29 protein-coding genes, 1 rRNA gene and 1 riboswitch (1 of these 31 only partly in view) are annotated in these 25,824 nt (G+C 40.7%); of the genes, 3 read left to right on the top strand and 27 right to left on the bottom strand.

What is annotated here, in order from left to right; all coding sequences use genetic code 11:
- Nucleotides 1–77 precede the first annotated feature (77 nt).
- The 16 genes from GOP56_RS09870 to GOP56_RS09940 all read right to left on the bottom strand — a co-directional run bounded on the left by GOP56_RS09870 (nt 78) and on the right by GOP56_RS09940 (nt 12,890).
- Entirely contained in the window at nt 78–671 is a 594-nt protein-coding gene (locus GOP56_RS09870) for a hypothetical protein (RefSeq protein WP_003336617.1), read from the bottom strand.
- A gap of 334 nt (nt 672–1,005) precedes the next feature.
- Nucleotides 1,006–2,148: an N-acetyldiaminopimelate deacetylase gene (locus tag GOP56_RS09875; RefSeq protein WP_121472652.1), complete on the bottom strand. Its 1,143-nt coding sequence runs from the start codon at nt 2,146–2,148 to the stop codon at nt 1,006–1,008.
- Nucleotides 2,149–3,369: an aspartate aminotransferase family protein gene (locus tag GOP56_RS09880; RefSeq protein ID WP_121472653.1), complete on the bottom strand. Its 1,221-nt coding sequence runs from the start codon at nt 3,367–3,369 to the stop codon at nt 2,149–2,151.
- Between the two features lie 74 nt (nt 3,370–3,443).
- Nucleotides 3,444–4,154: a 2,3,4,5-tetrahydropyridine-2,6-dicarboxylate N-acetyltransferase gene (dapD, locus tag GOP56_RS09885; protein ID WP_003336613.1), complete on the bottom strand. Its 711-nt coding sequence runs from the start codon at nt 4,152–4,154 to the stop codon at nt 3,444–3,446.
- 135 nt (nt 4,155–4,289) lie between these two features.
- Nucleotides 4,290–4,474: riboswitch (Lysine riboswitch) on the bottom strand.
- Between the two features lie 74 nt (nt 4,475–4,548).
- Complete coding sequence (locus tag GOP56_RS09890) at nt 4,549–4,815, bottom strand: hypothetical protein (RefSeq protein ID WP_068791615.1); 267 nt, start codon at nt 4,813–4,815, stop codon at nt 4,549–4,551.
- 132 nt (nt 4,816–4,947) lie between these two features.
- Nucleotides 4,948–5,148 (bottom strand): hypothetical protein, encoded by a 201-nt coding sequence (locus GOP56_RS09895; RefSeq protein ID WP_003336611.1) that lies wholly within the window; start codon nt 5,146–5,148, stop codon nt 4,948–4,950.
- Between the two features lie 141 nt (nt 5,149–5,289).
- The gene (locus GOP56_RS09900; RefSeq protein WP_163245463.1) at nt 5,290–6,462 is read right to left on the bottom strand and encodes a WG repeat-containing protein; all 1,173 of its coding nucleotides are present in this window, start codon (nt 6,460–6,462) and stop codon (nt 5,290–5,292) included.
- Between the two features lie 316 nt (nt 6,463–6,778).
- Nucleotides 6,779–7,522 carry an amino acid ABC transporter ATP-binding protein gene (locus GOP56_RS09905; protein WP_163245464.1) on the bottom strand — a complete coding sequence of 248 codons (744 nt, stop codon included), beginning with the start codon at nt 7,520–7,522 and terminating at the stop codon, nt 6,779–6,781.
- A gap of 15 nt (nt 7,523–7,537) precedes the next feature.
- Complete coding sequence (locus tag GOP56_RS09910; protein WP_003345549.1) at nt 7,538–8,218, bottom strand: amino acid ABC transporter permease; 681 nt, start codon at nt 8,216–8,218, stop codon at nt 7,538–7,540.
- Between the two features lie 15 nt (nt 8,219–8,233).
- A complete protein-coding gene (locus GOP56_RS09915; RefSeq protein ID WP_163245465.1) occupies nt 8,234–9,061 on the bottom strand; it encodes an amino acid ABC transporter substrate-binding protein in 828 nt (275 codons plus the stop codon).
- A gap of 113 nt (nt 9,062–9,174) precedes the next feature.
- Entirely contained in the window at nt 9,175–10,413 is a 1,239-nt protein-coding gene (locus GOP56_RS09920; protein WP_003336606.1) for an MFS transporter, read from the bottom strand.
- 139 nt (nt 10,414–10,552) lie between these two features.
- Nucleotides 10,553–10,867: a YbjQ family protein gene (locus tag GOP56_RS09925; protein WP_003336605.1), complete on the bottom strand. Its 315-nt coding sequence runs from the start codon at nt 10,865–10,867 to the stop codon at nt 10,553–10,555.
- 79 nt (nt 10,868–10,946) lie between these two features.
- Nucleotides 10,947–11,096 (bottom strand): hypothetical protein, encoded by a 150-nt coding sequence (locus GOP56_RS23365; protein ID WP_003336603.1) that lies wholly within the window; start codon nt 11,094–11,096, stop codon nt 10,947–10,949.
- A gap of 179 nt (nt 11,097–11,275) precedes the next feature.
- Nucleotides 11,276–11,686 (bottom strand): phage holin family protein, encoded by a 411-nt coding sequence (locus GOP56_RS09930; protein ID WP_003336602.1) that lies wholly within the window; start codon nt 11,684–11,686, stop codon nt 11,276–11,278.
- 64 nt (nt 11,687–11,750) lie between these two features.
- Nucleotides 11,751–12,527, bottom strand: a complete 777-nt coding sequence (locus GOP56_RS09935) for a HipA family kinase (protein ID WP_163245466.1) — start codon at nt 12,525–12,527, stop codon at nt 11,751–11,753.
- 147 nt (nt 12,528–12,674) lie between these two features.
- Nucleotides 12,675–12,890 carry a hypothetical protein gene (locus GOP56_RS09940; protein WP_035319185.1) on the bottom strand — a complete coding sequence of 72 codons (216 nt, stop codon included), beginning with the start codon at nt 12,888–12,890 and terminating at the stop codon, nt 12,675–12,677.
- A 207-nt stretch (nt 12,891–13,097) separates the two neighbouring features.
- On the opposite strand from GOP56_RS09940, the gene GOP56_RS09945 reads away from it, so the two are divergent.
- The gene (locus GOP56_RS09945) at nt 13,098–13,334 is read left to right on the top strand and encodes a hypothetical protein (RefSeq protein ID WP_003345559.1); all 237 of its coding nucleotides are present in this window, start codon (nt 13,098–13,100) and stop codon (nt 13,332–13,334) included.
- 70 nt (nt 13,335–13,404) lie between these two features.
- Here GOP56_RS09945 and GOP56_RS09950 read toward each other — a convergent pair whose 3' ends face one another.
- The 7 genes from GOP56_RS09950 to GOP56_RS09980 all read right to left on the bottom strand — a co-directional run bounded on the left by GOP56_RS09950 (nt 13,405) and on the right by GOP56_RS09980 (nt 19,628).
- Complete coding sequence (locus GOP56_RS09950) at nt 13,405–14,502, bottom strand: glycosyltransferase (RefSeq protein WP_163245467.1); 1,098 nt, start codon at nt 14,500–14,502, stop codon at nt 13,405–13,407.
- A gap of 20 nt (nt 14,503–14,522) precedes the next feature.
- Entirely contained in the window at nt 14,523–15,344 is an 822-nt protein-coding gene (locus GOP56_RS09955; protein ID WP_163245468.1) for a glycosyltransferase family 2 protein, read from the bottom strand.
- Complete coding sequence (gene rfbD / locus GOP56_RS09960) at nt 15,334–16,200, bottom strand: dTDP-4-dehydrorhamnose reductase (protein ID WP_163245469.1); 867 nt, start codon at nt 16,198–16,200, stop codon at nt 15,334–15,336. Before rfbD ends, GOP56_RS09955 begins: the two co-directional genes overlap by 11 nt.
- 27 nt (nt 16,201–16,227) lie before the next feature.
- Nucleotides 16,228–17,283 (bottom strand): dTDP-glucose 4,6-dehydratase, encoded by a 1,056-nt coding sequence (gene rfbB / locus GOP56_RS09965; protein ID WP_003345568.1) that lies wholly within the window; start codon nt 17,281–17,283, stop codon nt 16,228–16,230.
- 14 nt (nt 17,284–17,297) lie between these two features.
- A complete protein-coding gene (locus tag GOP56_RS09970) occupies nt 17,298–17,753 on the bottom strand; it encodes a dTDP-4-dehydrorhamnose 3,5-epimerase family protein (RefSeq protein ID WP_163245470.1) in 456 nt (151 codons plus the stop codon).
- Nucleotides 17,754–17,776: 23 nt separating this feature from the next.
- Entirely contained in the window at nt 17,777–18,511 is a 735-nt protein-coding gene (locus tag GOP56_RS09975; RefSeq protein ID WP_096885939.1) for a sugar phosphate nucleotidyltransferase, read from the bottom strand.
- A 160-nt stretch (nt 18,512–18,671) separates the two neighbouring features.
- Nucleotides 18,672–19,628 (bottom strand): glycosyltransferase family 2 protein, encoded by a 957-nt coding sequence (locus GOP56_RS09980; protein ID WP_163245471.1) that lies wholly within the window; start codon nt 19,626–19,628, stop codon nt 18,672–18,674.
- 262 nt (nt 19,629–19,890) lie between these two features.
- Between GOP56_RS09980 and GOP56_RS09985 the strand changes: the two genes are divergently transcribed.
- Nucleotides 19,891–20,586 carry a glycosyltransferase family protein gene (locus GOP56_RS09985; RefSeq protein ID WP_163245472.1) on the top strand — a complete coding sequence of 232 codons (696 nt, stop codon included), beginning with the start codon at nt 19,891–19,893 and terminating at the stop codon, nt 20,584–20,586.
- Nucleotides 20,587–20,725: 139 nt separating this feature from the next.
- Here the strand turns inward: GOP56_RS09985 and GOP56_RS09990 are convergent, their stop codons facing one another.
- Both GOP56_RS09990 and GOP56_RS09995 read right to left on the bottom strand, forming a co-directional pair.
- Nucleotides 20,726–22,150: an IS1182 family transposase gene (locus tag GOP56_RS09990; RefSeq protein ID WP_163245454.1), complete on the bottom strand. Its 1,425-nt coding sequence runs from the start codon at nt 22,148–22,150 to the stop codon at nt 20,726–20,728.
- A 134-nt stretch (nt 22,151–22,284) separates the two neighbouring features.
- Nucleotides 22,285–22,983 carry a class I SAM-dependent methyltransferase gene (locus GOP56_RS09995; protein ID WP_163245473.1) on the bottom strand — a complete coding sequence of 233 codons (699 nt, stop codon included), beginning with the start codon at nt 22,981–22,983 and terminating at the stop codon, nt 22,285–22,287.
- A gap of 167 nt (nt 22,984–23,150) precedes the next feature.
- On the opposite strand from GOP56_RS09995, the gene GOP56_RS10000 reads away from it, so the two are divergent.
- The gene (locus GOP56_RS10000; protein ID WP_003336588.1) at nt 23,151–23,714 is read left to right on the top strand and encodes a class I SAM-dependent methyltransferase; all 564 of its coding nucleotides are present in this window, start codon (nt 23,151–23,153) and stop codon (nt 23,712–23,714) included.
- A gap of 79 nt (nt 23,715–23,793) precedes the next feature.
- Here the strand turns inward: GOP56_RS10000 and GOP56_RS24190 are convergent, their stop codons facing one another.
- Both GOP56_RS24190 and GOP56_RS10005 read right to left on the bottom strand, forming a co-directional pair.
- The gene (locus GOP56_RS24190) at nt 23,794–23,916 is read right to left on the bottom strand and encodes a hypothetical protein (protein ID WP_003345578.1); all 123 of its coding nucleotides are present in this window, start codon (nt 23,914–23,916) and stop codon (nt 23,794–23,796) included.
- A gap of 291 nt (nt 23,917–24,207) precedes the next feature.
- A 23S ribosomal RNA gene (locus tag GOP56_RS10005) occupies nt 24,208–25,824 on the bottom strand (it continues 1,313 nt past the right edge of the window).

Here is a 25,824-nt window from a genome sequence, read left to right on the forward strand (position 1 = left end):
CTTACATTACATAATAGTAATTACTTCTAACCATTATATCATCAGGTAGCTAATTTTGAAAACGGTGGAAGAGCATTTTATCTCCCTACTGTAAAGGAATTCTCTCCCACAACGATCATGTTTGCATCCTTTTCTTTTTTCATTGTTAGCTGTACTTTATACGTACCGTTCTTTTTTAACTTTGTGGAAACAAAGGGTTGGGAGAAGAAGAATCCGCCATCGCGTACAGAGTAGGATTTCTCCTTGCTGCTATCCACCACATTGCCATCCGGACCGATAATGTTGACTTTGACGCTCATATCCTTAGCATCAATGATATTATCTACCTCTACATATACGCCAAAGTTACGCGGAATGTTTTTTTCCAGAAATCCTGTTACGGGATTAGTCAGCACAATATCATTATTTTTGTTTTGCTGAACTCCTTCAAGTACCATAATATTGACATTCGGCTTATCGATAAACAGTTTACCTGTCTCTCTATCATAAGTAGCAAAGCCACCAAGGCTAGTAATCAATTCTTGCGTCATATCAAGTGTTGAAGCCGTAACCTCTATTTTAGTATTGCGCTCTCCATTGAAATATGTACGTATGCTGGTATCTCCCCATGCAGTTGTAGCTGTAGCTGCAACAATGACAGTTGCAAGTCCTGCTATCCATTTCTTTTTCATCACAATTCCTCCATCAATCATAATATATAGAAAGCCGAAGCTTATACTTGTATGCTTTCAGATCAAAAGGATATATGTTCCTTTTTGTTTTCTTTATATCTTAGACGCATTATTTCTTAAATAGTTGTGGTTAAAAAAGAACTTTTTTACCTTCATCCACAGTATCCACAGTATGTTCTCAAATTTTATGCACAAGTGGATAATAGTGATTTGAAGCTAATTCTGATAGAAAAGCTTCCTTTTCTCATTGATGACTTAGATTAGATTGTGGATAACCAATCGGATATTTGTACATATAGCAAAAGACGACCCACAGGCCGTCTTTGGTTGCTTTTTAGTTGTTTTCATTTGACATTGCATTTTCATATTGGCGAAAGAAACGGGTGACGATTTCGATTGCATGCTCGATAGCTTGTTCGTTTGGTTCTAGCTTAGCATGGTGCAAGCCATAAGGAGTGTCTACACCAAGCCAAAATAAAAAGCCAGGGATTTCAGCCAAAAAGTATCCGAAATCTTCACCGGTCATCGCTTCGGTGCACCGAACCAATGTAACATCATCCTGACGATCCAACCAGCTCATAAATCGTTTAGACAGCTCTGGATCATTATACACCTGACAGTACATGGCACCATAATCAATTGTTGCTTCACAATCGAAGCCTATTTCTATCCCTTGGACGATCGCTTCAATCCGCTGTTTAATCTTACGCATCGAATCCTGAGACAGCGTGCGAATCGTTCCTTCTAGTCGAGCTGCCTCGGCGATAATATTTTGCTTTGTACCGCCTTCGATTTTACCTACCGTAATTACTCCAGCATCTAACGGATTTACATTTCGAGCAACAATCGTCTGTAATTGGGTCACAAGCTGTGCCGCTACAACTACCATATCATTGGCGAGATGCGGATAAGCTGCATGCCCACCCTTTCCCTTCACCTCAATAAATAATTCTGAAGTGTTGGCAAAGAAAACTCCTTCTTTCATTGCAATGGTTCCGACTGGATATTCTGGTGCGATATGCAGAGCAAAGATAGCATCGGGCTGATAGCAACGAAATTCAGGGCTGGCTAGCATTGGTTCCGCGCCGCCTGGTCCCTCTTCTGCTGGTTGAAAAACAAACAATAAATCGTCTTCAGCAGGACTTTTGGCAAACTCACTTAGGATGCCAAGCCCTATAGCCATGTGTAGATCATGTCCGCATGCATGCATATAGCCCTGATGTTGGGAACGAAAATCATAGCTGGTCTCCTCTTCAATCGGCAGTCCATCCATGTCAGCACGCCAAGCTAGCATTCGCTTCGGAGATGTCCCGTTTACTTTAACTAGCACACCTGTTTTCCAAGTTGTTACCTCAAGATGCTCCTGAGGTAACTGGGCAATAAATGAAAGCAAAAACTGCTGCGTTTTAAACTCGGAAAAACCAGGCTCCGGGATCTTGTGCAACTCACGGCGAATAGCTACAAAAGGGGATGTCATTTACATAACCTCTCCCTTCACGCGGGCCGCCTGCTCTAACACGTCGCGGAAACACACCATAAAGCGGTCGATCTCCTCGCTGGTTAGGGTGAGCGGAGGCAATAGTCGAATAATCGTTTTCTGCGTAACATCAATTAAAAAGCCGGCCTCTAGCATCCCTTGTTGGATATGGCTAACCTCTTCTGGAGCTAGCTTCGTCTGAATGCCGAGCATCATGCCTTTGCCTCGAATATCAGACAGAAGCTGTGGATATTCATCAACTAAATGAGCTATACGAGCCCATAAATACTCTGCTTGCTTTTTCCCCTCTTCAAGCAATCCATCTACCAGCAGAGCTTCCATAACCGCATTGCCCAATGCTGCACTTAAAGGGGAGGGGGCAAATGTTGTCCCATGGTCTCCAGGTTTGAAAAGATTCGCCAGTTTTTCTCCAGCGATCACCCCACCTAGCGGTAATCCACCGCCGACACCTTTGGCAAATAGGATAAGATCAGGTTCCACAGTCGTATGCTGGTAAGCAAACAGTTTACCAGTTCGCCCCATACCTGTTTGAATTTCATCCATAGCAAATAGCACGTCATGTTCTTTACACAGAGCAAAAGCTGTTTGCAAAAAGCTCTCCGAAAGCGGAATAACTCCACCCGATCCGAGAACTGGCTCCATTAATAAGCAAACAGGTGAGTACGTCGTAATAATCTCTTGCAATCCTTCTATATCACCAGGAGCTACCTCATATACAGGAAATGCCGGCAACGGGTAATCCTGATAAACATGAGCTTGTCTTGTTAGCTTGACAGCTCCAAGCGTCCTACCGTGGAAGCTATTTTTTAGCACAACAATCCCAGCATTCTCTTTTCCGGTCATTTTGGCCCATTTATGCACAAGCTTGATCGCGGCTTCTGTTGCTTCAGCTCCTGAGTTACTAAAAAAAACTTTTCCCGGAATCGTATGCGTAACTAACTGCTCTGCCAATGTGATGGCTGGCTTGTTCAAAAAAATGTTGGAGATGTGCAAGAATTTCTCTCCCTGTTCTACAAGAGCTTCTACAATTTTGGGATGAGAGTGGCCCAGAACAGAGACAGCCAGACCAGTAAACAAATCAAGATAAGCTTTCCCCTCTGTATCAAGTAAATAATTGCCCTCTCCCTTTTCAATTGCAATCGGCAATCGTTTGTAGGTGGACATCAAATAGGTTTCATCTTTTTGTAGCCAATCCGTCATGGGAAGACGCCCCTTTTATTCAGCACAATCAATGACTAGCTGATATGATATATATCTTACAGTTTTTTACACACTTATAGCTGACGCAGTTCTTGCATAATCTCTGTTTTGGATTTGGTTTTTGCATCAATTTCTTTTAGGATTCTTGCCGGTGTCCCAGCCACTACTACGTTTGCAGGAACATCCTGTGTTACAACAGCTCCCGCAGCAACCACTGAGCCTTTGCCAATCCGCACACCCTCTAAAATAACAGCATTTGCTCCAACCAATACATCATCCTCAATAATTACAGGTGTGGCAGAAGGCGGCTCGATAACACCCGCTATGACAGCTCCTGCTCCGATATGGCAATTATTACCGACCGTACCGCGTCCGCCAATAATAACGCCCATATCGATCATAGTACCTTCTCCGATAGAAGCACCGATATTAATTACTGCACCCATCATAATTACTGCATTATTTCCAATGTGTACTTGATCACGAATGATAGCACCTGGCTCAATACGCGCTTGAATTTCTTTTGTATCTAGCATCGGGATCGCAGAATTGCGACGATCGCTCTCTACCACATAGTCCTCAATGCTGTCCTTATTGGCTTCAAGCACAGGCTGTACGTCCTTCCATTCGCCAAACAATACACCTACATTGCCTGTAATAAAGGTTTTTGTATTTTGACCAAAATCAATTCCTTCTAAATTTCCCTTTACATGCACCTTCACGGGCGTCTTCTTCTCGCTCTTTTGAATAAAGCTGATAATTTCGTGGGCATTCATCATGTTCATCGAGTGTTTCCTCCTACCAATTTGGTTTATGTAATCGCTATTGCAAAATTACTGTTTTGAAAAAAGAATAACCCCTTGATAAGCAAAAAAGCAACGAGTGGATTCGCCTACTCATTGCTGGTTCTACCTTGGCAACTCATAAATAGCGCTCCACGAAAGGCACACCTTTCATGACAAGACGTACGTTATTCACGTACACCCCAGCCGTAGATTGCCGGTCAGCAACGACTTCGGCGCATTGACCTTTTATCCTGTCCTCATCGTCCCGGCGATGTAAAGCAAACAGGATGACTCATCCGCTGCGCACCTCTATTTTGGATTATTCCTATATAATTTTCACTTCACTTTATCAGATAAACCCTTACCTGACAACCGCTTTGTACAAATGGATTTTTTAAGCAAATCGGTATAAAAGAAAAATCGAACCGGGTACGATCACAAAAGCCGTAGCAACAATCCCAACCCAACTGATCCATTGCTTAGATCGTTCACCAATTAATAAATGAACGAAGCTAAAATAGATGGGAAAAACGCCTGTACCAAAAGCAACTAATAAAAATAAAGTGCTAAATTGTTCTCCTCGGTAAAAGTTTAATCCATAGAGGAGCCAGACAAACCAAACAGCTAATAACCCAAGGCCAATAAGATATGGTTTACGCATGGACGCTCTCCTTTTAAAAAAATTGACAGCTTCAAAGCCTTTCCATTTAGTTATAACATACAATTCAGGAAATTTAAAAATTACATAAGTAAAAAAGCACCCCTTAAGAGGAGTGCTCCAACCATTTTGTGTTTACATATTCTGCTTACTTTTTGCCTTTTTCTGCTGTGAGTGAGGAGTCTCCCTCATAAAGCTCGTATCGTAATCAACCCATACATGCTCCTCATCGTGCTTTGTTGTATCCTTCATAATTCCTTTATACAAGTAGTAGAACAAGATGAAAGAGAAGACTAAGACCCCTATGATCGGATACATAGCAATGCCGATTTCCATGGTTTTATATCCCCTTTCCAAATCATTACCAATATTATACTTTATTTAACAGAACATTCAAATGACTTTAGACACATTTTAGACATATTTTATTTCACAAAAAAAGCTCTCGCTACCAATATCGCGAGAGCTTCGGCACAATTAATCCAAATCCCCTGGAAACTCCTTCATCACAGAGCTTTTCCAAATGATTTCACCTTGTTTATTTACATAACAAAAGCTATATCCTTGTTCGTCATGTGTTACCACATAAGCCAAACCGTTATGAAATACACCGCCCGATTCAAACTGAGGCTTAATTACCATTTTTCCTTGCTTGTTGATAAATCCATATTTGCCATTCACCTTAACAGAAGCAAGTCCCTCGGAAAAAGGCAATGTACGTTCATAAGTAGGTGGAAGTAAAAACTCACCTTTTTTGTTAATATAGCTGGCTTTAAAATCCCCATCCACAGCAACCATCACATCGGCTACTCCTTCTGAAAAGCTCCCAGGCTCAAAACCCTCTGGTTTCACTACCTCCTGACCCTGCTTGTTGATGAGACTATATCCCTTCTCCTCACCCGCATAGACTAGGGCCAGCCCTTCTTGAAATGGATTCGCAATTTGATAAGTAAAAGGAATGATGACCTTTCCTGTTTGATCAAGATAACCTGCTTTTCCATCCTTATAGGCTACAGTGGTACCTTCTTGAAAGCCCCAGACAATCTCATATTCTGGCTGAATCACGATTTGTCCACTCTTATTGATAAAACCATATTTATGATTTTCACCTATAGCAGCTAGACCATTTTGAAAGCTACGAGCAAATTGGAACTTGGCTGGGATCACCATCTTATTTTCTTTATTGATAAAACCAAAGCGATCCCCTGCTTTAACAGCAGCTACTCCTTCTGAGAACGAATCGGCTTCCTCATACTGAGGTGGGATTACAAAAGAGCCATGCTGGTTGATAAACCCGTATTTCCCATCCTTCTTAGCAACGGCAAGCCCTTCATGAAACTCACCAACCACTTCAAATTGGGGAGCAATGACTACCTTTCCCGTTGCATCAATAAAGCCATGCTTATCTTGATCCTGTATAGAATATAGGCGAACTTCTTGTTTATCCTCGACTGAAACAGATTCTTCTGTACCGGCGGATTTGGTTGTTTGTGTGCCTTGTTTACCAGCGCCTTTAGTCTCCTCGGACACCTGAGTTACATATACCGGTTTCTCAGCCGCCTGCAAAAAATGATGTGAACCTGCTGCATGTATGAATGGTAGACAAAGAACTGCTATAATACCTGTTTTTGTCCATTTTGAGATGTTCATTACTCTCCACCTGCTTCCTCGAATTTCATATTGTTATTGAAGAAGAGACATGTCAATTTACTAAGCTACTTGCTATGTATTCTTTCCATAAAAATAAGTGCTACCTATAAAAAGCTGTCTCGGACTTTTGTGCTCGTCTTTTAGGCTTTCCTGTTTACTTATTTATTAGACGTACTTAGATGCCAAAACGTTTTCATCTTTTTTTTACCAATTTCTCTTACATCTTGCCTTATATACAGTAACCCTACCCCTGTTATTTAAATTAAAGCTCGATCTTGGTAAAAAAAAACACTGGAATAGCTCCAGTGCTCAATCGTTATGCTTGTATGCGCCGTAAAAATTGTTGCGTTCGTTCGTTTTTTGAATGCTCAAAGACTTCCTCAGGAGTCCCCTGTTCCAAAATGACACCGCCATCCATAAAGAGGATACGATCGGCTACATCTCGTGCGAAATTCATTTCATGGGTAACGATCACCATTGTCATTCCTTCTTCTGCTAGCTGTTTCATCACCTTCAATACCTCACCAACTAATTCCGGGTCTAGTGCAGAGGTTGGTTCATCAAACAGTAGCACTGCTGGATCTAGTGCCATCGCACGGGCAATACCTACACGCTGCTGTTGTCCCCCAGATAGCTGATGGGGATACATGTTCATTCGATCAGCAAGACCCACTTTTGTAAGCATTTCCTCCGCTCTCGCCTTGGCTTCTTCCTTCGAACGTTTTTTTACAATAACTTGTCCTTCGATGACATTCTCTAGGGCTGTCATATGCGGGAAAAGATTATAGCTTTGAAAAACCATACCTGATTGCTTACGAATAGGAAGCAAATCCTTTTCCTTCATTTTGGTAGCAGGTGTAAAGTCAAGACGTTGATCTCCTATTTTCATGCTTCCCAACGTAGGTATTTCCAAAAGATTCATGCATCTAAGCAATGTAGTCTTTCCAGAGCCTGAGGGGCCTATGATAACGACTGCCTCCCCTTTTTTAATCGTTACAGATATATCCTTTAAAACATCAATTTGTTGAAAGCTTTTATGAAGTCCTTTTACCTCAATCATGATGCTTCTCTCCTCCTACCTAGCCATACGGCGTTCCAGACGATGTTCCACACGGCTTTGCAATGCTGATAATATCGTACTGAAAAACAGATAGATAATCGCGACCTCACAATAGAGCACCAAGGGTTCGTATGTCATCGCAGTAATCTGTTGCGAAATCTGAAACATCTCTGTCACTGTAATAGTAGCGGCTAGAGAGGTATCCTTCACTAGACTAATAAACGAATTACCAAGCGGTGGTATCGCCACACGTAGAGCTTGAGGAAGAATAATTCGGCGTCTTGCCTGATTTTTGGTCATCCCAATTGTATAAGCCGCTTCCCACTGCCCCTTAGGCACTGATTGAATAGCTGCACGGATCACTTCGGAGTTATACGCTCCTACACTCAAAGAAAAACCAATAATGGCAGCCGGAAATGGATCAATAGTAACACCTAGCTTTGGTAGGCCATAGAAAATAATGAATAATTGCACTAATAATGGAGTACCTCTGATAACCCATACATAAAAGCTGGAAATTCCATACAACAATTTATTCGTTGATAAACGAGCAATCGCAGTAAAAAAGGCAAGTATTAATCCAATGATAAAAGAAACTAGTGTAAGAGGTATCGTGAACAAAATTCCCGCCTTTAACAGCGGGAAAAATGAATCCACGATAATACCGATAATACGATCAGATTGTTCCACTTCCATTCAGTCCTATCTGTATTATTTGGAGACGTCTGCACCAAAATATTTCTCGGATATTTTCAAATAAGTACCATCAGCCTTCATCTCTTTTAACGCTTTATTTACTGCTTCAATTAGTTCAGGATGTTTGCCTTTTGCAAACATCATTGCATTTTCAGTAGCGTTAGGATGCTCGGCTGCAATTTTTATTTTCACATCAGGCTTTTGTTTCTTAAAGTCGAGGAAAGATAGCCCATCGTTAACAGTTGCATCTACTCGCTTGGACAATAAAAGCTCAATAGCCTGATTAAACCCTTCCGATTGTACAATTTCAGCCCCATTCTCTCGTGCTAGGTCTGTTAAATTACTTGTGAGAGTTTGCGCTGATTTTTTTCCTTTTAAATCTGCAAAAGTCTTGATTTCATTATTATCCTCATTAACAATTAACACTGCTTTTGACACGATGTATGGGTCGGAGAAATCAAATTTTTCTTTCCGATCTGGTCGTATACCCACCTCATTTACAACCATTTCAAAGCGATTTGCTTCCAGTCCTGCAATCATGCCATCCCATTTGCTTTCAATGAATTCAGGTTCTACCCCGAGACGTTTTGCAACTTCACGAGCGATTTCCACATCAAAGCCTGTTAGCTGTCCTGTAGAATCATGGTAGGTGAAGGGTGCGTAAGTGCCTTCTGTACCAATGCGAATCTTCCCAGCCGTTTTGATCGCTTCCAAGGAGTTTTTCGCTGTTGTGTTTCCTCCTTGCCCGCCTGTGGCCCCCTGATTAGATGACCCACAACCAGCTACAAATAGAGAGAGCGCTAAAATAGAAACAAGTGCAGTAGAGTACCAAGCTTTCTTCATTTGTTAAACCCCCAGTTATCTTATCGGATTTTACTCCTTTGAAAATCATAGTAACATTTTAACGACTTGTCAATAATGAGTAAAGCAAATTTTTGCATGAAATGTATTTATCATTATTTTGATTCATTCTGTGATCCAAGATGTGTTACCACTAGGTTTTGTCTTTTTCCGTATAGGTATGTAAGTAGCCCCGTACATACCGTGAAAATACTCATTAGGATAAGAAAGGGAGAAACCCCAATAAAATCCAGACTTGCTGATGTAAGAAGCATAGCGACCTGAATAATAATCCGGTCCACGATTTCTTTAAAACTAAAAAATCGTCCCTGGACCATTTCGGGCAGCCTTTTTTGAAACACGGTAGTTACCATCGGAAAAATAAAGCCTAGAGTAAAACCGAGCAATCCAAATGAAAGTAGCACCATCACCGGACTTGTACTAAATGACATGCCCCATTCTGCAATTCCGATGACAACTACAAGTAAGGAGGATACTCTTACTAAGTTTACTTGACTTACCAATTTTTGTACAAAAACCCCTGCAAGAAGTACACTTGCTCCTTCTATCGCATAGATATATCCCATAATCGTCGAGGAATCTTGAAGTTTTCCAAAGGCTAAAACCAATAAATTAAATCCGCCTAAGAAGAGTGTCACTACCCCAGTGCTAATCAGCCCAACGGTTACCGATGGCTCTTTTTTCATTATTTCGAAAACTTCTATAAATTTCAATTTTTCTGTTTGCTTACGTTTATGGTGTGACTTCGGAATACGCACAAATAGCACAATAATTACTAGTATGAGAAAGCCGATAACCGCCCCCATAGTAACCGCCTGCATCGTAAACACTGTTAACAGTAGCCCCCCGACGGCTGTACCCGCAATTCTAGCCATGGTAGCAATGTTCATATACAGTGTATTTGCAGAGAGGAGATTAGCCTCCCCAACCAATGCCGGCAAGCCTGCCCGTACGGTTGGCAAATACATGGAACCAGCTACTTGATTCACAATTAACGAAGCAACTAGCCAGCCAATGGAGGTGTAACTAATGGCCAAATACATAAAAATAGGGGCCAAACACCTCAAACAGGAGGAAGCAATCAAAATCTTTTGCTTATCATACAGATCAATCATTTTCCCTACAGTTGGTAAAAATAGAATGCTAGCAAGCATCCCTGTCATGAGTAACAGGCCTGTTCCCAAATTGGTTTTCATTATCTGTGACATAAACTGTAGATTTAGCAACAGACAGACCCACATGGTAATTCCAGCAACAATTTCTCCTGACATTAATAACAGAAATGACTTGTTCTTGTGAATAGGTTGAATGGTAACCAGCTCCGTTATGTACATGTTGTATATTAACTTAATTGTAGTGATCTGAGCTTGTTTTGCAATGGCTGATTTTCTTTAATTTTATTTCATAAATAAAAAAGCCCTCTTCACGGTCGCAAAGAGTGGCCTTTCTTCCAATACGATTTAACAATAAAAATTACCGAATCCGAACAGCTGTTCCAGAAGCAACAACCATCAGCATACCGTTACCGATCGTTTCAAAATCTAAATGAATACCGATAACTGCATTCGCACCTATTTGAGCAGCCTTATCCTTCATCTCGTTAATGGCAATCGCTCTTCCTTCTGCTAGCTTATTTTCATAGGCACCGCTTCGTCCGCCTATAATGTCTCGGACCCCTGCCATGAAATCTCGAACAATGTTAGCAGCCATAATTGCTTCGCCTGTTACAATATCAAGATACTCCTCGACATCTCTACCCTGAACAGTATGTGTTGTGGTTATTAGCATGTTGTCCTCCTTAAGCTGTTAGATATCTTGTCTTAACAAGTATTACGTTTCGTAGTGGCTGGAGGTTTCAAATTTGTTTTTATAAACAATCTCTTTTAGCTGGAATCACAATGGTTTCTGTAGCATTTTGAACCTCTACAATAATGGGTTTTACATCTGAGCTACCACATATCGGGCACCTTTGTTGATCATAAAAAATACTGCAGCAATGAATGCAAGTAAATTTCATCTGTCACTCCTCCTCCCAGTACGCTGTATTATACGCTCTCTTCCTTAAAAAAACTGTCTCTTTTTGTAAAACACACGTAATAAAATATTTTATCGTAAAGCTCTTTCTCTTATGTATGAACGAGGCAAGGTACTTTGTGCATGGACAAAGTACCTTTGATCGCTGAAACCAAAAGATAATCATTTCTTTTTAAGCTTTTTTACGCTTTCCAGCGCTCGCAATAAAAAATCGGGTACAGGCAGACCCAGCCGATGACAGTTTTCGATAATAGAAATCCCTTCATTCCCAATCATAAATAAAATGATTGTATCTCGTAAAAACCCTTGATTACTTCCACTAATTAAATCCAATTGGTTGGCTATAATGATAAAAGCAAACATACCAACCTTTTTAGCTATTCCTCGAAACCCTTCCTGGCTACTAAGCGACCTGGTATACCATGCAGCAAGTACACCCGTTATATAATCGACAACGATAAAAATGCAAAATGCCGTAAACAGCTTATCTATGCCACCCACTAAATAGGTGAAAATGGCAATTACGGCCCCAGTCCAAACGAGATGAGAGCTGTCTTCCCCCGAGTACATCATATTTCTAGCTACCTCCTCCTGCCTGTTGGCTAGGTATAAACCGAGGTACCTTTCTTTTCTTATGCTATATCTTTCCCTGATATTCCAATAACCAGCGTTCCACCAAGTGATGTAGGTTTTTTTGTCGATTCAATAGAACACGTTCAGCCTGCTGTTTTTGCGTCAGACTTAATAAAGAACCTGGAATCCGTCTTACTGTTTGTTTTATAAGCACAGGTGATAGTCGTTGAATCTTTTGAATAAACGGCTTTACTTGACTGTATTCTTGGATATAGTGGGTAAGACCCCGCAAGTAGTGATGATTATAGAGGGCAACATGTTCCCACTGCTTGGAATACCATGGAATTTTGCGAAAAGTAAAGGTTCCCAACAGAGACATACTATGATCAATAGCATAAAAGTCATATGCTTTCTGAGTAGGGAATATTATGATGTTCTCATTATGGCGATCTACATTGACAATCCAAATATCAAAGACGAATAGCTCTATCAATCTTTCTGGGGATTGCAATTCGTTGATAGCCCTTGGCCCTTTTCGCCGATAGAACTCCTCCCAGCTATAAAGACGGCCTTTTCTTTTTTTATGAGACACTATGCCCCTTTTCCCTTGAATGGTGACCACTTCGATTTTAGCTACTGAGATGCCTAGCTTGCGAGCAAGTCGATAGGAAAGTAACTCCATAGCTAAAACAGGACCAAGCCTTTTTGCTGTACTTCTATTCATATATTTAAAAAAACCAATTTGTCGGTTTCCTTCCCTTCCTTTTCTAACCTGCCAAACAGGGCCTAAAGGGCGGTTATATTTTTGAACAGGTACCCAGCTTATCCCTGGCTTTCTCATAGCCATGACTCCTCTATTTATTATTATTTTCCTGCTGTAAGGTTTGGCACGGCTTATTCTCTACGAAAGCATAATTGATTGATCATCCGATTGTGGAAACAAAAAGCCATCGGCTACAGCCAATGGCCCCTTGTTACGTACACAAATTTACTTCTTAAAACCTTTATGTCTGGCATGAACCACTAGGGTTTCGCCTGGATTTAAAATCACTGTTACATGGCGATGACGACATTTTTTACGGGGCTTCTCATGATTCGTCCATACTGAACTAGTAGAGTTTTCCCAAGGAAGATCAGAATGACTTTCATGATGATGAGGATGACGATGATGACGCTGTCTACACTTGCAATGTTTTTTACTCATAAAAACACCTCCTACTGTGATACTTTAGAATATGAGCAAAAGATAAGCATTGCTTGGACGATAGAAACAGTAGATATGACCAATTTATAACCTCTCCTAAAACACCTGATTTTCTCTTTACCTCATCATGCATACAAAAAAGCTCAGTAACACACACTTATGATAAAGAAACGGTCTTAACCGAATCAGAATGATGAGGTGAAAAAAATGAATGGCATGGAATTAGTGGAATTCTTACGAGAAACAGAAAATAAAATGATGCATATTCATAGAGCCATTGACCATATTAGCAATGAGCCTACATTAAAGGAATCCGTAGCCGTTCTAACAGAAGTTATCACCGACTACCAGTCACAAACGGATAAGGTGAAGTCAACTTTAAGACATATGGATGTTAATCCCCATCAAGGGAAGCATCAAAACGAGGATGATAGTGAGGAATAATGATTTTTCCTTCAAAAAAACAGCGCTTTTCTCTTTATTACGAGAAGCGCTGTTTTTCCACTCTTTCTGTTTATGAAGGAATGGGAATCCCCAATTCTTCCAGCCGATTGGTTAGGTAGGTACGATTGCTCAGAATAATTGGATCTGTTGGTCGGTATGCTCGTGCCAATTCATTATGTTTGTATGCCTTCTCAAACTGTTCTAAGCGATCATAGCAAACACATAGTTGCAAATGTGGGAGCCAGGTCCAGCATGCTTCTTTCCGGAATCCCCACGATTTAGGTTTTGTTATTGTAGTAGCGAGATCATACCAAAAAAGCGCCCTTTTCGGTTCATTTTTTTGTAACCAATAATATCCCAGCCGACAGCATGCCTCAGCTCGTGGCAAGCCATATTCCAAACTTTTTAATGCATACTTGATTTCTTCTTCTGGAAGCTGTAGTCTCTCATAACAGAAGCATAGCTGCTCGAGTAGCATCCCCGGTTCCTCTACAGGTGGTAATTCTTTATTCACAAACTTCTTATAAATCTCGATAGCCTCTTCATATCTTTCATGATCCTTTAATTCATTGGCATAATAATATTTGTCCCTCGGGGATAATAAAATCCCATCTGCTATCGCACTTTCGTATAATTGCAAATTTCTGTTATGAAATTTTTGCTCACGTGGACGATGGGTAACGGCAATATCAACTTCAAAACACTTAGCATAGGAATACTGAATATACTCATGAACCATGCCTATCCAGGAATGCTTATGGGTTCGCTTTATCATTCTTTCACGAGAATAAGGAAGAATGATATTGCCAAATTCATCTTTACTAGTATGATAAGGCATGATGATTACATCAATACTCGGGTCAATTTTATGCTTATAGAGCTGTAGTTTTTTCCGATCAATTTCCTCCAGTACATCATCTGCGTCCATCCACATAATGTAATCCATGGTAGCTTGCTGAAATGAAAAATTACGTGCTTTAGAAAAGTCATTCACCCATTTGAAGTGAAAAATCTTTTTGGTAAACGCCTTCGCTTCCTTAATCGTTTTGTCAGTGGAACCGGTATCCACAATAATAATTTCATCAACTGCTCCCTTGACAGAACGAAGACAACGGGCGATTGATTTTTCTTCATTTTTTACAATCATACATAGGCTGATCGTAGCCATACTTCACCCCCCACCCTCAATTACAAGGGCTCGACATGCTTTTGCGGATCAAATGTACCCACCCGTCCCACGATAACGTTTGGATTATATCCCTGTGTCTCTAGCTGATGTATGCTCATAGGAAGTTGCCATTTTTCTATAAACCGCCTTGCGTTCTCCCAGGAATAGTCTCGGTACTTCACTTTATTTACTAAAAAGGAAGCATGGCCAAAGTGATAAATAAATACATCATTGGCAACCCATAGATTTTTTCCAAACAGTCGAGCGCGTAGACAAAAATCATCATCCTCATAGTTAGCTGGATGAAAGCGTTCATCCAATCCGCCAATGTGCTCAAGCAGACTCCGTCTAAATAATATGCAATGGCCTACCAGCTTTCGACTATAGAAGCCTTGATTGGCATAACGTTTGGTCCAATCAATTGCAAACGAATCAACTGTAGCAAGCTCTACGGTTTCTTCTGTGCTAATTTGCTGTCCAGGCGATACATTATTGGAACGGGGTCCAACCATACCTAATGACGAATTTTTATTTAACCAATTTATAAGTAATTCGCTCCACTGTGGAGTGACCAATGTATCATTATTTAGCATGACAATATACTCGCCCCGTGCTTCTCGAAATCCTTGATTATTGCCTGCTGCAAAACCACGATTTTCACCATTAGAGATAACGACTGCATGAGGAAGAGAATTCAGGTAGGCAACCGTCCCATCAGTCGAGCCATTATCAATACAGATTAGCTCATAATCTTTTGTATGCTTTTGAATACTTTCCACACACATTTTCGTAATAGGTAAGCCATTACGTGTCAAAATTACAATCGAGAGGTTAGAAGTCATAGCTCTCCTCCTTTATAGCCATACAATCTAGGCGGTACGCATGCAAAGCATCACGCCAATGCCGAAGAAGTTGAAAATCCTGTAAACGAATAGCCATATGATCCATCACTGAATAGACGGGTCGGGGGGCAGGACGCGGAAAATCCTGCGTTGTTATGGGGACAACCTTTACTTTTTGTTGAAATTCGGCAAATATCGCCTCTGCAAATTCATACCACGAGCAACTCCCTTGATTGGAAGCATGGTAGATACCGTAACACTCGCTTTTAGCTAGCTGCATTAAAAATAGTGCCAGATCAACAGTATAGGTAGGGGAGCCAATTTGATCAGTGACAACTGAGACTTCTGTCTGTTTTTGTCCAAGCTGTATCATTGTCTTCACAAAGTTATGACCGCTTTTACCAAATACCCAGGAAGTTCGAACAATAAAATGCTTGTGGCATAAGCATCTGGTCAATTCTTCCCCGGCTAGCTTACTTTTTCCATAGACACTTTGCGGATCAGGACGGTCAAATTCAACATACGGCTCACTTCCCTTGCCAGAAAATACATAGTCTGAGCTAATGTACACCATTTTGGCACCTATCTCTTGCGCAGCAAGGGCTACATTACGAGTGCCCCACGCATTCACTGCATAGGCCTGGTCAGGTTCGCTCTCAGCCTGATCCACATTGGTATAGGCTGCAGCATGAATAATAACATCAGGCTGATAAGCCTGCACCTGCGCTCTTACCTGATCCAATTGTGTAATATCTAATTCCTGTCGACTGTATCCCTTTACATGATCCATGTCCTGTGAGCATGCAACCAAATCTTGACCTAGTTGCCCCTGTGCCCCAGTGACCAGCACTTTCACACTGCTCCCTCCCTTTTTTCTCCTACGCTAATGGGTATGGTCATGAATGATATGACCATATTGTTGCTTATAATATTCGCGAAAAGCTCCTGATTTAGCTCGCTTCCACCATTGTTCATTTTGCTGATACCAGCGAATCGTATTAGCAAGACCTTCTTCAAAAGTATGAATCGGCTCCCAGCCTAATTCTGTTCGAATTTTGGTGGAATCAATAGCATAGCGGCGATCGTGCTTCGGACGATCCTTGCTAAACTGAAGCAAATTCTCTTCACGATGTAACTCACGGAGCAATGTTTGAAGCAAACTCAAATTCGTCCATTCATTATTGCCGCCAATATTATATACTTCGCCGGGCTTGCCACTATGCATAACAAGATCAATAGCTCGGCAATGGTCCTCTACATGTAACCAATCGCGAACATGTAGTCCATCGCCATAAACAGGAATGTTTTCATATGCAATTGCATTGGTAATAGCGAGTGGTATTAATTTTTCTGGAAATTGATACGGTCCATAATTGTTAGAACACCGTGTGATATTTGTATACATATCATAGGTTTGATGATAGGAACGGACTAATAAATCAGCTGCTGCTTTGGAGGCGGAGTATGGGCTATTGGGGGCAAGCGGAGAATCTTCAGTAAACAATCCAGTCTCGTCTAATGAACCATACACCTCGTCGGTAGATACTTGAAGAAACTGTTTGATTTTATATCGTTTAGCAAATTCTAGAAGCACCTGCGTACCGGTAATATTTGTTTTTACAAAGTAGCTTGGGTCTGAAATACTTCGATCAACATGCGATTCTGCTGCGAAATTAATAATAAGATCAATTGGAGTCTCATCATCAGAATATAAAGCTTTTTCTCCTGACAGAAGCTTTTCGACTAATTTCTTGTCATAAATAGAGCCTCTCACGAACCGATAATGAGGATGTTCCTCAATATCCTGTAAATTCTCTAAATTACCGGCATATGTGAGATAATCCAAGTTAATGATTTTATAATGGGGGTATTGATGCAGGAGATAATGAATGAAATTACTCCCAATAAATCCCGCTCCACCTGTCACCAATACTTTCATAAATGACTTCCTCCTTATTTAAATACCGTGTCCCACTTAAAATTAATGGTTTTATCATCATAGGAAATTCGATATTCATCTGGATCTTTGGGATCATAAGAATTGTTGGTTAAATAAGTAATGACGGCTGGCTGTTGCCCTAATACCCGATATCCATGTGCTACTCCTCGCGGGATGAACAAAGAGATTAAATGATTCTCACCCATATAATACACGTCGGTCTTTCCTTTAGTCGGCGATTCGTCTCTTAGGTCATGCAAAACGACCTGAGCATTGCCGGCGGGGAAGAACCAGATATCATCCTGCTTTTTATGATAATGGAACGCTTTAATCACACCTGGATATGTCAAGGAAGCTGATAATTGACCGAATTTTTCCAACAAAAAGTCGTCATCACGCCATACCTCCATAAAATACCCACGATCATCCGCAAACTTAATTAGCTTTTTGACTTTCACGCCTTCAATCACGCTTTATCTCCTCCTCAACCTATCTATTCTCCTTCTAACTTATCCAGCTCTAAGGTGGCGGCTAATTGGTTTGCGTGTAAAATCGAATGGTGGGTTCCTGCATCTGTCCACCATCCCTGAAGTACATCATATGTCATCTCATTTCGCTCAATATACGCATTATTCACATCAGTAATTTCTAATTCTCCACGGGCAGAAGGCTGTAGGGTTTTAATAATGTCAAATACCTTCCAATCGTACATATATATACCCGTTACAGCAAATTGGCTGTCTGGGTGGGACGGTTTTTCTGTGATGGAAACAATTTTTCCATCATCCAACTTTGGTACACCATAGCGCTCAGGATCAACTACCTGCTTTATCAGAATATTGGCTCCGTACCCACGTTCTTTAAACCTCTTCACATAGTTGGAAATATTATCAGAAAATACATTATCACCTAAGATAACCGTAATCAGCTCTCTATGTGCAAAATCCTCCGCCATTCCTAATGCTTGTGCAATTCCCTTGGGTTCATCCTGTACCTTATACGTGAATTGCATATTAAAATCTACTCCGCTTCCCAACAAATTTACTACATCTCCCATATGCTCACGGCTCGTGACAATTAATACCTCATGAATGTCCGCCTGTTTTAGCTTATGAATGGGGTGATAAATCATTGGATATTTTCCAATCGGTAACAAGTGTTTATTGGTAACCTTTGTTAAGGGATACAATCTAGAACCTGTTCCGCCGGCTAAAATAATTCCTTTCATGTATCGGCCTCCCTAAATCGTTTGACGTTCAGGTCAATCATGTATAGCACCGCTCAACATATCTGCACGATATGTTATTGTATGCTTACAGATAATATCCGCTCACGAAGTAAAGAATTCCCGCTTTAGCCCTATCACGAAAGCTGCACCATCAAAGATTTCATTGGGGCCCACTCTTCGTAGCTTCAAATAAATGAGCAGTGATTTTTTCTTGGTAAGCACGTAATTCTAACGTATCATCTGACTCCCGATCCGGATCAGTAACATAGAGTGCGCCATGAATAAATCGAAGTGTATTAACATAGGCCTTGATCAGCGTATCTTTTTCCTGTAAATATCCAAGCAATGGTGCTGCCTGTAAGACCAGATGTACCAAATCAATAGAGCCGCCAATGATGATATCATGTTGCTTGACTTGTTGAGCAGGATGCATGCGGAAATAGCTTAATGTATCCGTCATATAAACTCCTTTTCCATTTCGTAGCAATACGATCCAAGAGGCCATATCCACTGTGCACGTATATTTTCTATCTAATAAGGTTCCAAACGGTTCTGTTAAATATTTTTTTCGAAATAATACCGTTGTCGGCTCTCCAATGAAATTCCCCCATTGTAAACCAAGTAACATATTAATTAATTGATCACCATCTAAAATTGTATCCTGTAAGAAATCTGTTTGGGTTTCTGCGATATCAGGTTGAATGGCACCAGTCTCATTGATAATTGCCCGTTTAGAAGTGACCAAAGCGATCTCTTCTTGATGATCCATTTGAAAATAAACCATCATCCTACTAATTTTCTCTGGGTGAAATAGATCATCATCCATCAAAAAATTGATATATTCCCCACTTGCCAGCTCCAGTAGCTTTAGGTCATTTTCAAATTGCCCCAAATTTTGCGGATTTTTGGAATAGATAAGCTGTGGATGCTTCTCCAAATAAGGTTTTATTAGTTGCTCGGTTTCATCGTTCGTGCTGTCATCACCTACGATAATCTCCAAATTGGAATAATTCTGAGCTAAGGCACTTTGCAATGCTAGTTCAAAATAATGTGGTCTATTATAAGTAGGAATCAGAATACTTACCTTTGGGAGCTCCTTAGAATTATCTTTTGTCACAAGCTTTCCCTCCTTTTCTAAACGTTTACCACCTTTACTAATGTATGAAATTGGGCAGAGACGGTTCTTTGTCAGGTGGAAGAAAAAGAATAGGAGAAGGGAAGAAAATTCTCTAGTGTCGATTTTTCTTTAAGTGGAATATGGTAAGAGAAGGTATACCCTTGCTTAAAAACGCAATACCTATCAGCTTCGTATCATTCGGGAAGTAGTTAGCTATTAATCGGAAAAACACGCTTTTCCGTTAAAAAAGGAGAAATACGCAATGGAGAATAGACAGCTTTCTTTCGCGTTTATTAGTTGCGTGAACGAAGAAGTCCTCTATAAAGAATGTTTAAATCACATTAGTCAACTATGGGTTCCCCCTGGATTCTCAGTAGAAATTATTTCGATTTATGATGCAGTTAGCATGACGGAAGGCTATAACAGGGCAATGCGACAAAGTAAAGCTAAATATAAAATCTATTTACATCAGGATACTTACATTATGAACACTAGGTTTTTAGTTGATTGCCTCAAGGTTTTCATGGATAAAGAAGTTGGAATGTTTGGAGTAGCAGGTACTAACGATCTCCCTCCCTCAGGGGTTTGGTGGGAAGGCAGTAGGCCTTTTGGAAAGATAATGGCTTATATTAACTCCTTTGGTCACCATAACTTTGGAAATGTTCCCTATCCTTTTCAAGAAGTCACTAGTATTGATGGAGTTATGATGGTAACTCAATATGATATAGATTGGGATGAGAAGATAAACAACTTCCATTTTTACGATGTGTCTCAATCAATAGCTTTTCGTAAAGCAGGATATAAGGTCGTCATCCCTCATCAAGAAGAAAGCTGGATCCTCCATTACTGTTTCGACGACATTAATTTTGAGGAATACAATAAAACAAAATCTATTTTTCTCGACCATTATTCCTTTGAGGATTGGAAGGACTTTAATTCCCCTTCCTCTACAAATTAAGAAAAACATAAAGCATGATTATACCTCCTCTTTTTCGGTCAGATCACCCTTTACTTATGGAATAAAAAACATTTTTAATCATGTAATCTACAAAAAAGAACCCATCTCAGGGTTCTTTCAGGCTGTGGACAAACTCTTCTTAAGCTACTGCTATAAGGGGAGTTTGTTTTATTTTTTGCTGGTAAAAGGTTAGTAGTTGAAGAAGCTTACGCTTCTCCTTTTCAGGATTCCAAAGCCACGTAGCGAGCTTTTTTAAATTCATAGAAGCAAAAACAAGCATCACCTGCATGGTCACTTTTTTAATCCCTCGTAAAGTGGTCCATCTCAAGCCATGCTTTTCCTTCAAATCTGCAAATACTCGCTCAATCGTTTCTTTTCTTTTTGAATAGATTTCCTTATTTTTGAGTGTATGTCTAAGATGATCAGCTTCTTCTATATATTCTGCCCATATATGACGACTGATTTTTTTCACTGTATCCTTGCTATTTGTACATTGGTTCCGAAAGGCACAATCTTTGCAAATTGATGGATTCGATCTGTATATTCGATACCCCTCACGGGTTGTTGTCTCATAAGACAATACTTCATTTGCAGGGCAAACATAGCAATCATAATATTCATCATAAGCATATTCGTATTTCTTAAAGAATCCCTCCTTTGTACGTGGTCGTGTATATGGCATTGCAGGACGTATACCAGAAGTAATGAGGGTTTTAGCAATATAAGGGGTTTTATAGCCTGCATCTACTGCTACTGCATAGGGTTTTCCTACTTGATGAATAGCTTGATTTAATACATCCTGAAACATTTGACTGTCGTGAACGTTAGCAGCTGTTACTTTTGCACTCAATATAAATCCGTTCTTATCGCTTGCGGCATGGAAGGAGTATGCAAATAATCTTTCTTTTTCATCCTTAATAAACCAACCACTATCAGGATCAGTAGTGCTCAACTTCACTTCCTTTTGTATAGACTCAGACTTTTTTGGCAAGGGTTTCTTTCCGTGATCGATCCTATCCTGATTTAATTCTTCTTCTAAATAAGATAGATATTTTTTAGGTTCTTGTTCAACTATGGTCTTTCTGTATTTCTTCTTATTCGCATTAGCCTTTACGTGAGTAGAATCAATAAACATAACAGAAGAATTAACAAATCGATGCTTAAGAGCTTCTCCAAGAATATGTGCAAAAATGGTTTCAAAGAGATCTGTATCTTGAAAACGGCGAGCATAATTTTTACCGAAGGTAGAGAAATGAGGTACTGGTTGAGTGAAGTCATAACCGATAAACCACCGATAAGCTACATTCGTTTCCAGTTCTTTAATTGTCTGACGCATAGATTTTATACCAAATAAATATTGAATAAATACGATCTTTATTAGCACAACAGGGTCGATACTTGGTCTCCCATTATCTTCCGAATATTTGTCTTTTACAAGATCATATATAAAAGTAAAATCAATTGCTTTCTCAATTTTACGAACTAAATGATCAGAAGGGACAAGTTCATCTAACGAAACAAAGGACAGTTGGTAACGGCCTTCTGCATCTTGTCTTTTTAACAAGTAACTCACTCCTTTCTGCTATATTCATACATTCAACAAAAAAGCGTGCAGACCTCCATACCTTTCGGTATTTTGTCTACACGCTGAAAGAACCCATCTCAGGGTTCTTTTTTTGATGTTTATATACATAAGTCTTACATACCGGAAGAAGCAATCACATAACGGATATACGTATCTCTTTCAGGATCATTTTCATACATTACACCAAGTCCGTTTTCACTCGTTACCTTTTGGAAGGATAAGTTCAGGCTACTATCCCGTAAAAAATCCTCAATTGCTGTAAGTACCCCATTTTTCGGGCCATTTTCATATACTGCATTGTATAAATTGTGATTTATTCCTCCTTCTTCCGCTAATTCGGACTGTCCCGGAATCATCCCTTTTAATGCATATGGCTTCAAATATTCGGCAGGGATCTGCTGTGGATTATAATACATATCACGACGACCGTATGGCCAATCTACATCATGGAAGAAAACGAGTGGAAATTTACCTGTTTTTTTGGAACGTTCCTCAATTGCTTTTAATTCAAAATAGACTGTATACCAATTATGATCACCGTCAATGAGTACCACGTCATATTCGGAAATCTGGGGTAATGCATCGTGACTAAGTAAACGAATCACTTCTAAATGTTTACCAAACGCATTTTGAAAAGCATTTACATCAAACTTAGGTAGTGGATCTACAACATACACTTTTGCATTAAGCCATTTGCAATATTCCAATATACGTATGGTATTGAATCCGTAATCTGCACCAATTTCTACAATATTTTTTGGCTGTTCCTTTAGTAGTATAGGTCTAATAATTTTTTCCCAAAAACGATTCATTATTCCATCCCTCCTCTCAACAGAATATTCTTCAGATGCCATTTGATGAAAAATAATTAATATGAAGTAAGCATTTTTACACCTTCGAATTTTTTATAGAACTGACACTCTCCTATCTTTTCTTCATATAGATAAAGAGTAAATAAGCTTTTCAAGGAGGTTTATACATGCGTTTTTGCATAAAGCATTTTGTCCGGCTATGCTCAGAGGAACTCCCTCTCCTAGATCCCATCTATGAGTTTGGTTCCTTTCAAGTCCCTTCTCAAGAAATTTTTGCAGATCTTCGTCCCTTTTTCCCCGGTCGCACCTATATTGGATGCGATATGAGAGAAGGCCCTGGTGTAGATCAAATTTTGAATTTGCATAACATAGATTTACCTGATGAAACAGCAGGATCAGTACTTAGCTTAGATACATTTGAGCATGTGGAGTATCCGCGTAAGGCCATAGAAGAATGTTATCGTATCTTAAAACCTAATGGTGTCTGCGTTATCAGTTCTGTTCTTGATTTTCCAATTCATGATTATCCTTCCGACTATTGGAGATTTACACCAGAAGGATTCAAGAGCTTACTACAAGCTTTTGAGACCGTCATAGTGGAATCGTTGGGGAACCCAGAATTTCCTCATACTATAGTAGGAATAGGTGTAAAAGGGCCCCTAGCTGGTGATATAAAGGAGCGTTTACTAGAAAAACTTAGTCATTGGAAACGAACCTCTGATATAACGTAACTGTATGTATATGCCTTTTGATTAAATATGCAAAAATGCGCTTGTTCCTAATTGAACAGGCGCATTTTAATATATTGATTTAATTATTTTTCTTTAGTAAAGTTGATTCCTTGAGCAATTCCTCACGAATTACTTGCTTTTGCCAGGCAATTTGCTCTTCTTTCTTTTTCGGACGTTCCATTACCACTATTTTTCTCGTCATAAAGTTCCCTCCTTTTTTATTGCTTTCTCCTATTCACTTTACCCAATTTTCTGAGAATAACAACTCGGTTGTTCTAATTTTCACATAAATGTAATAAGTATTTGATTTATTTGTTTCATTGCTACTTTTGCATCTTGTTAGATTTTCTAAATACCTTTATTATCATTTGGTGTCTTTTTATCTAAGGAAATATGAATCTCATACAAATAAAAAACGTCCTTTCCTAATCAAGAAAGAACGTTTAGCTTTATTCTTTGAAAACTAGATAATGAAAGTCAGCATAAAGGCAATGTGGATAAGTCCTCGACCGATTAGTATTCGTCAGCTCCATGCATTACTGCACTTCCACACCGAACCTATCAACCTCATCGTCTATAAGGGGTCTTACTAGCTTGCGCTATGGGAAGTCTCATCTTGAAGGGGGCTTCACGCTTAGATGCTTTCAGCGCTTATCCCGTCCGCACATAGCTACCCAGCTGTGCCACTGGCGTGACAACTGGTGCACCAGAGGTGCGTCCATCCCGGTCCTCTCGTACTAAGGACAGCTCTCCTCAAACTTCCTACGCCCGCGACAGATAGGGACCGAACTGTCTCACGACGTTCTGAACCCAGCTCGCGTACCGCTTTAATGGGCGAACAGCCCAACCCTTGGGACCTACTTCAGCCCCAGGATGCGATGAGCCGACATCGAGGTGCCAAACCTCCCCGTCGATGTGGACTCTTGGGGGAGATAAGCCTGTTATCCCCAGGGTAGCTTTTATCCGTTGAGCGATGGCCCTTCCATGCGGAACCACCGGATCACTAAGCCCGACTTTCGTCCCTGCTCGACTTGTAGGTCTCGCAGTCAAGCTCCCTTGTGCCTTTACACTCTACGAATGATTTCCGACCATTCTGAGGGAACCTTTGGGCGCCTCCGTTACTCTTTAGGAGGCGACCGCCCCAGTCAAACTGCCCACCTGGCATGGTCCTTCCACCCGATAAGGGCGGCAAGTTAGAAACTCCGTACATCAAGGGTGGTATCCCAACGACAGCTCCACGAAGGCTGGCGCCCTCGCTTCACAGCTTCCCACCTATTCTGTACATGATGCACAAAGTTTCAATACCAGGCTACAGTAAAGCTCCATGGGGTCTTTCCGTCTTGTCGCGGGTAACCTGCATCTTCACAGGTATTATGATTTCACCGGGTCTCTTGCCGAGACAGCGCCCAAGTCGTTACGCCTTTCGTGCGGGTCGGAACTTACCCGACAAGGAATTTCGCTACCTTAGGACCGTTATAGTTACGGCCGCCGTTTACTGGGGCTTCGGTTCAAAGCTTCGCTTGCGCTAACTCATCCCCTTAACCTTCCAGCACCGGGCAGGCGTCAGCCCCTATACTTCGCCTTGCGGCTTCGCAGAGACCTGTGTTTTTGCTAAACAGTCGCTTGGGCCTTTTCACTGCGGCCTCCTCGGGCTATAAACCCTACCGAGGCGCCCCTTCTCCCGAAGTTACGGGGCCATTTTGCCGAGTTCCTTAGCAAGAGTTATCCCGCGCACCTTAGGATTCTCTCCTCGCCTACCTGTGTCGGTTTGCGGTACGGGCACCTTGTTCCTCGCTAGACGCTTTTCTTGGCAGTGTGAAATCAGGGACTTCGGTACTTATATTTCCCTCGCCATCACAGCTTGTGCTTATTGGTGTGCGGATTTGCCTACACACCACACTTACTGCTTAGACGGCCATCCAATAGGCCGCTCACCCTATCCTCCTGCGTCACGCCATTGCTCAAGCGGAACAGAGGTGGTACTGGAATATCAACCAGTTGTCCATCGCCTACGCCTTTCGGCCTCAGCTTAGGTCCCGACTAACCCTGGGAGGACGAGCCTTCCCCAGGAAACCTTAGGCTTTCGGTGGACAAGATTCTCACTTGTCTT

Source organism: Brevibacillus sp. 7WMA2, assembly GCF_010748895.1.
GTDB classification, from domain to species: domain Bacteria; phylum Bacillota; class Bacilli; order Brevibacillales; family Brevibacillaceae; genus Brevibacillus_B; species Brevibacillus_B halotolerans.

Bases quoted from the DNA above. Each gene is read 5' to 3' on its own strand.
- GOP56_RS09870 (WP_003336617.1), bottom strand. From the start codon at position 671: ATGAAAAAGAAATGGATAGCAGGACTTGCAACTGTCATTGTTGCAGCT.
- GOP56_RS09875 (WP_121472652.1), bottom strand. From the start codon at position 2,148: ATGACATCCCCTTTTGTAGCTATTCGCCGTGAGTTGCACAAGATCCCG.
- GOP56_RS09880 (WP_121472653.1), bottom strand. From the start codon at position 3,369: ATGACGGATTGGCTACAAAAAGATGAAACCTATTTGATGTCCACCTAC.
- dapD (WP_003336613.1), bottom strand. From the start codon at position 4,154: ATGAACATGATGAATGCCCACGAAATTATCAGCTTTATTCAAAAGAGC.
- GOP56_RS09890 (WP_068791615.1), bottom strand. From the start codon at position 4,815: ATGCGTAAACCATATCTTATTGGCCTTGGGTTATTAGCTGTTTGGTTT.
- GOP56_RS09895 (WP_003336611.1), bottom strand. From the start codon at position 5,148: ATGGAAATCGGCATTGCTATGTATCCGATCATAGGGGTCTTAGTCTTC.
- GOP56_RS09900 (WP_163245463.1), bottom strand. From the start codon at position 6,462: ATGAACATCTCAAAATGGACAAAAACAGGTATTATAGCAGTTCTTTGT.
- GOP56_RS09905 (WP_163245464.1), bottom strand. From the start codon at position 7,522: ATGATTGAGGTAAAAGGACTTCATAAAAGCTTTCAACAAATTGATGTT.
- GOP56_RS09910 (WP_003345549.1), bottom strand. From the start codon at position 8,218: ATGGAAGTGGAACAATCTGATCGTATTATCGGTATTATCGTGGATTCA.
- GOP56_RS09915 (WP_163245465.1), bottom strand. From the start codon at position 9,061: ATGAAGAAAGCTTGGTACTCTACTGCACTTGTTTCTATTTTAGCGCTC.
- GOP56_RS09920 (WP_003336606.1), bottom strand. From the start codon at position 10,413: ATGTACATAACGGAGCTGGTTACCATTCAACCTATTCACAAGAACAAG.
- GOP56_RS09925 (WP_003336605.1), bottom strand. From the start codon at position 10,867: ATGCTAATAACCACAACACATACTGTTCAGGGTAGAGATGTCGAGGAG.
- GOP56_RS23365 (WP_003336603.1), bottom strand. From the start codon at position 11,096: ATGAAATTTACTTGCATTCATTGCTGCAGTATTTTTTATGATCAACAA.
- GOP56_RS09930 (WP_003336602.1), bottom strand. From the start codon at position 11,686: ATGATGTACTCGGGGGAAGACAGCTCTCATCTCGTTTGGACTGGGGCC.
- GOP56_RS09935 (WP_163245466.1), bottom strand. From the start codon at position 12,527: ATGAGAAAGCCAGGGATAAGCTGGGTACCTGTTCAAAAATATAACCGC.
- GOP56_RS09940 (WP_035319185.1), bottom strand. From the start codon at position 12,890: ATGAGTAAAAAACATTGCAAGTGTAGACAGCGTCATCATCGTCATCCT.
- GOP56_RS09945 (WP_003345559.1), top strand. From the start codon at position 13,098: ATGAATGGCATGGAATTAGTGGAATTCTTACGAGAAACAGAAAATAAA.
- GOP56_RS09950 (WP_163245467.1), bottom strand. From the start codon at position 14,502: ATGGCTACGATCAGCCTATGTATGATTGTAAAAAATGAAGAAAAATCA.
- GOP56_RS09955 (WP_163245468.1), bottom strand. From the start codon at position 15,344: ATGACTTCTAACCTCTCGATTGTAATTTTGACACGTAATGGCTTACCT.
- rfbB (WP_003345568.1), bottom strand. From the start codon at position 17,283: ATGAAAGTATTGGTGACAGGTGGAGCGGGATTTATTGGGAGTAATTTC.
- GOP56_RS09975 (WP_096885939.1), bottom strand. From the start codon at position 18,511: ATGAAAGGAATTATTTTAGCCGGCGGAACAGGTTCTAGATTGTATCCC.
- GOP56_RS09985 (WP_163245472.1), top strand. From the start codon at position 19,891: ATGGAGAATAGACAGCTTTCTTTCGCGTTTATTAGTTGCGTGAACGAA.
- GOP56_RS09995 (WP_163245473.1), bottom strand. From the start codon at position 22,983: ATGAATCGTTTTTGGGAAAAAATTATTAGACCTATACTACTAAAGGAA.
- GOP56_RS10000 (WP_003336588.1), top strand. From the start codon at position 23,151: ATGCGTTTTTGCATAAAGCATTTTGTCCGGCTATGCTCAGAGGAACTC.
- GOP56_RS24190 (WP_003345578.1), bottom strand. From the start codon at position 23,916: ATGACGAGAAAAATAGTGGTAATGGAACGTCCGAAAAAGAAAGAAGAG.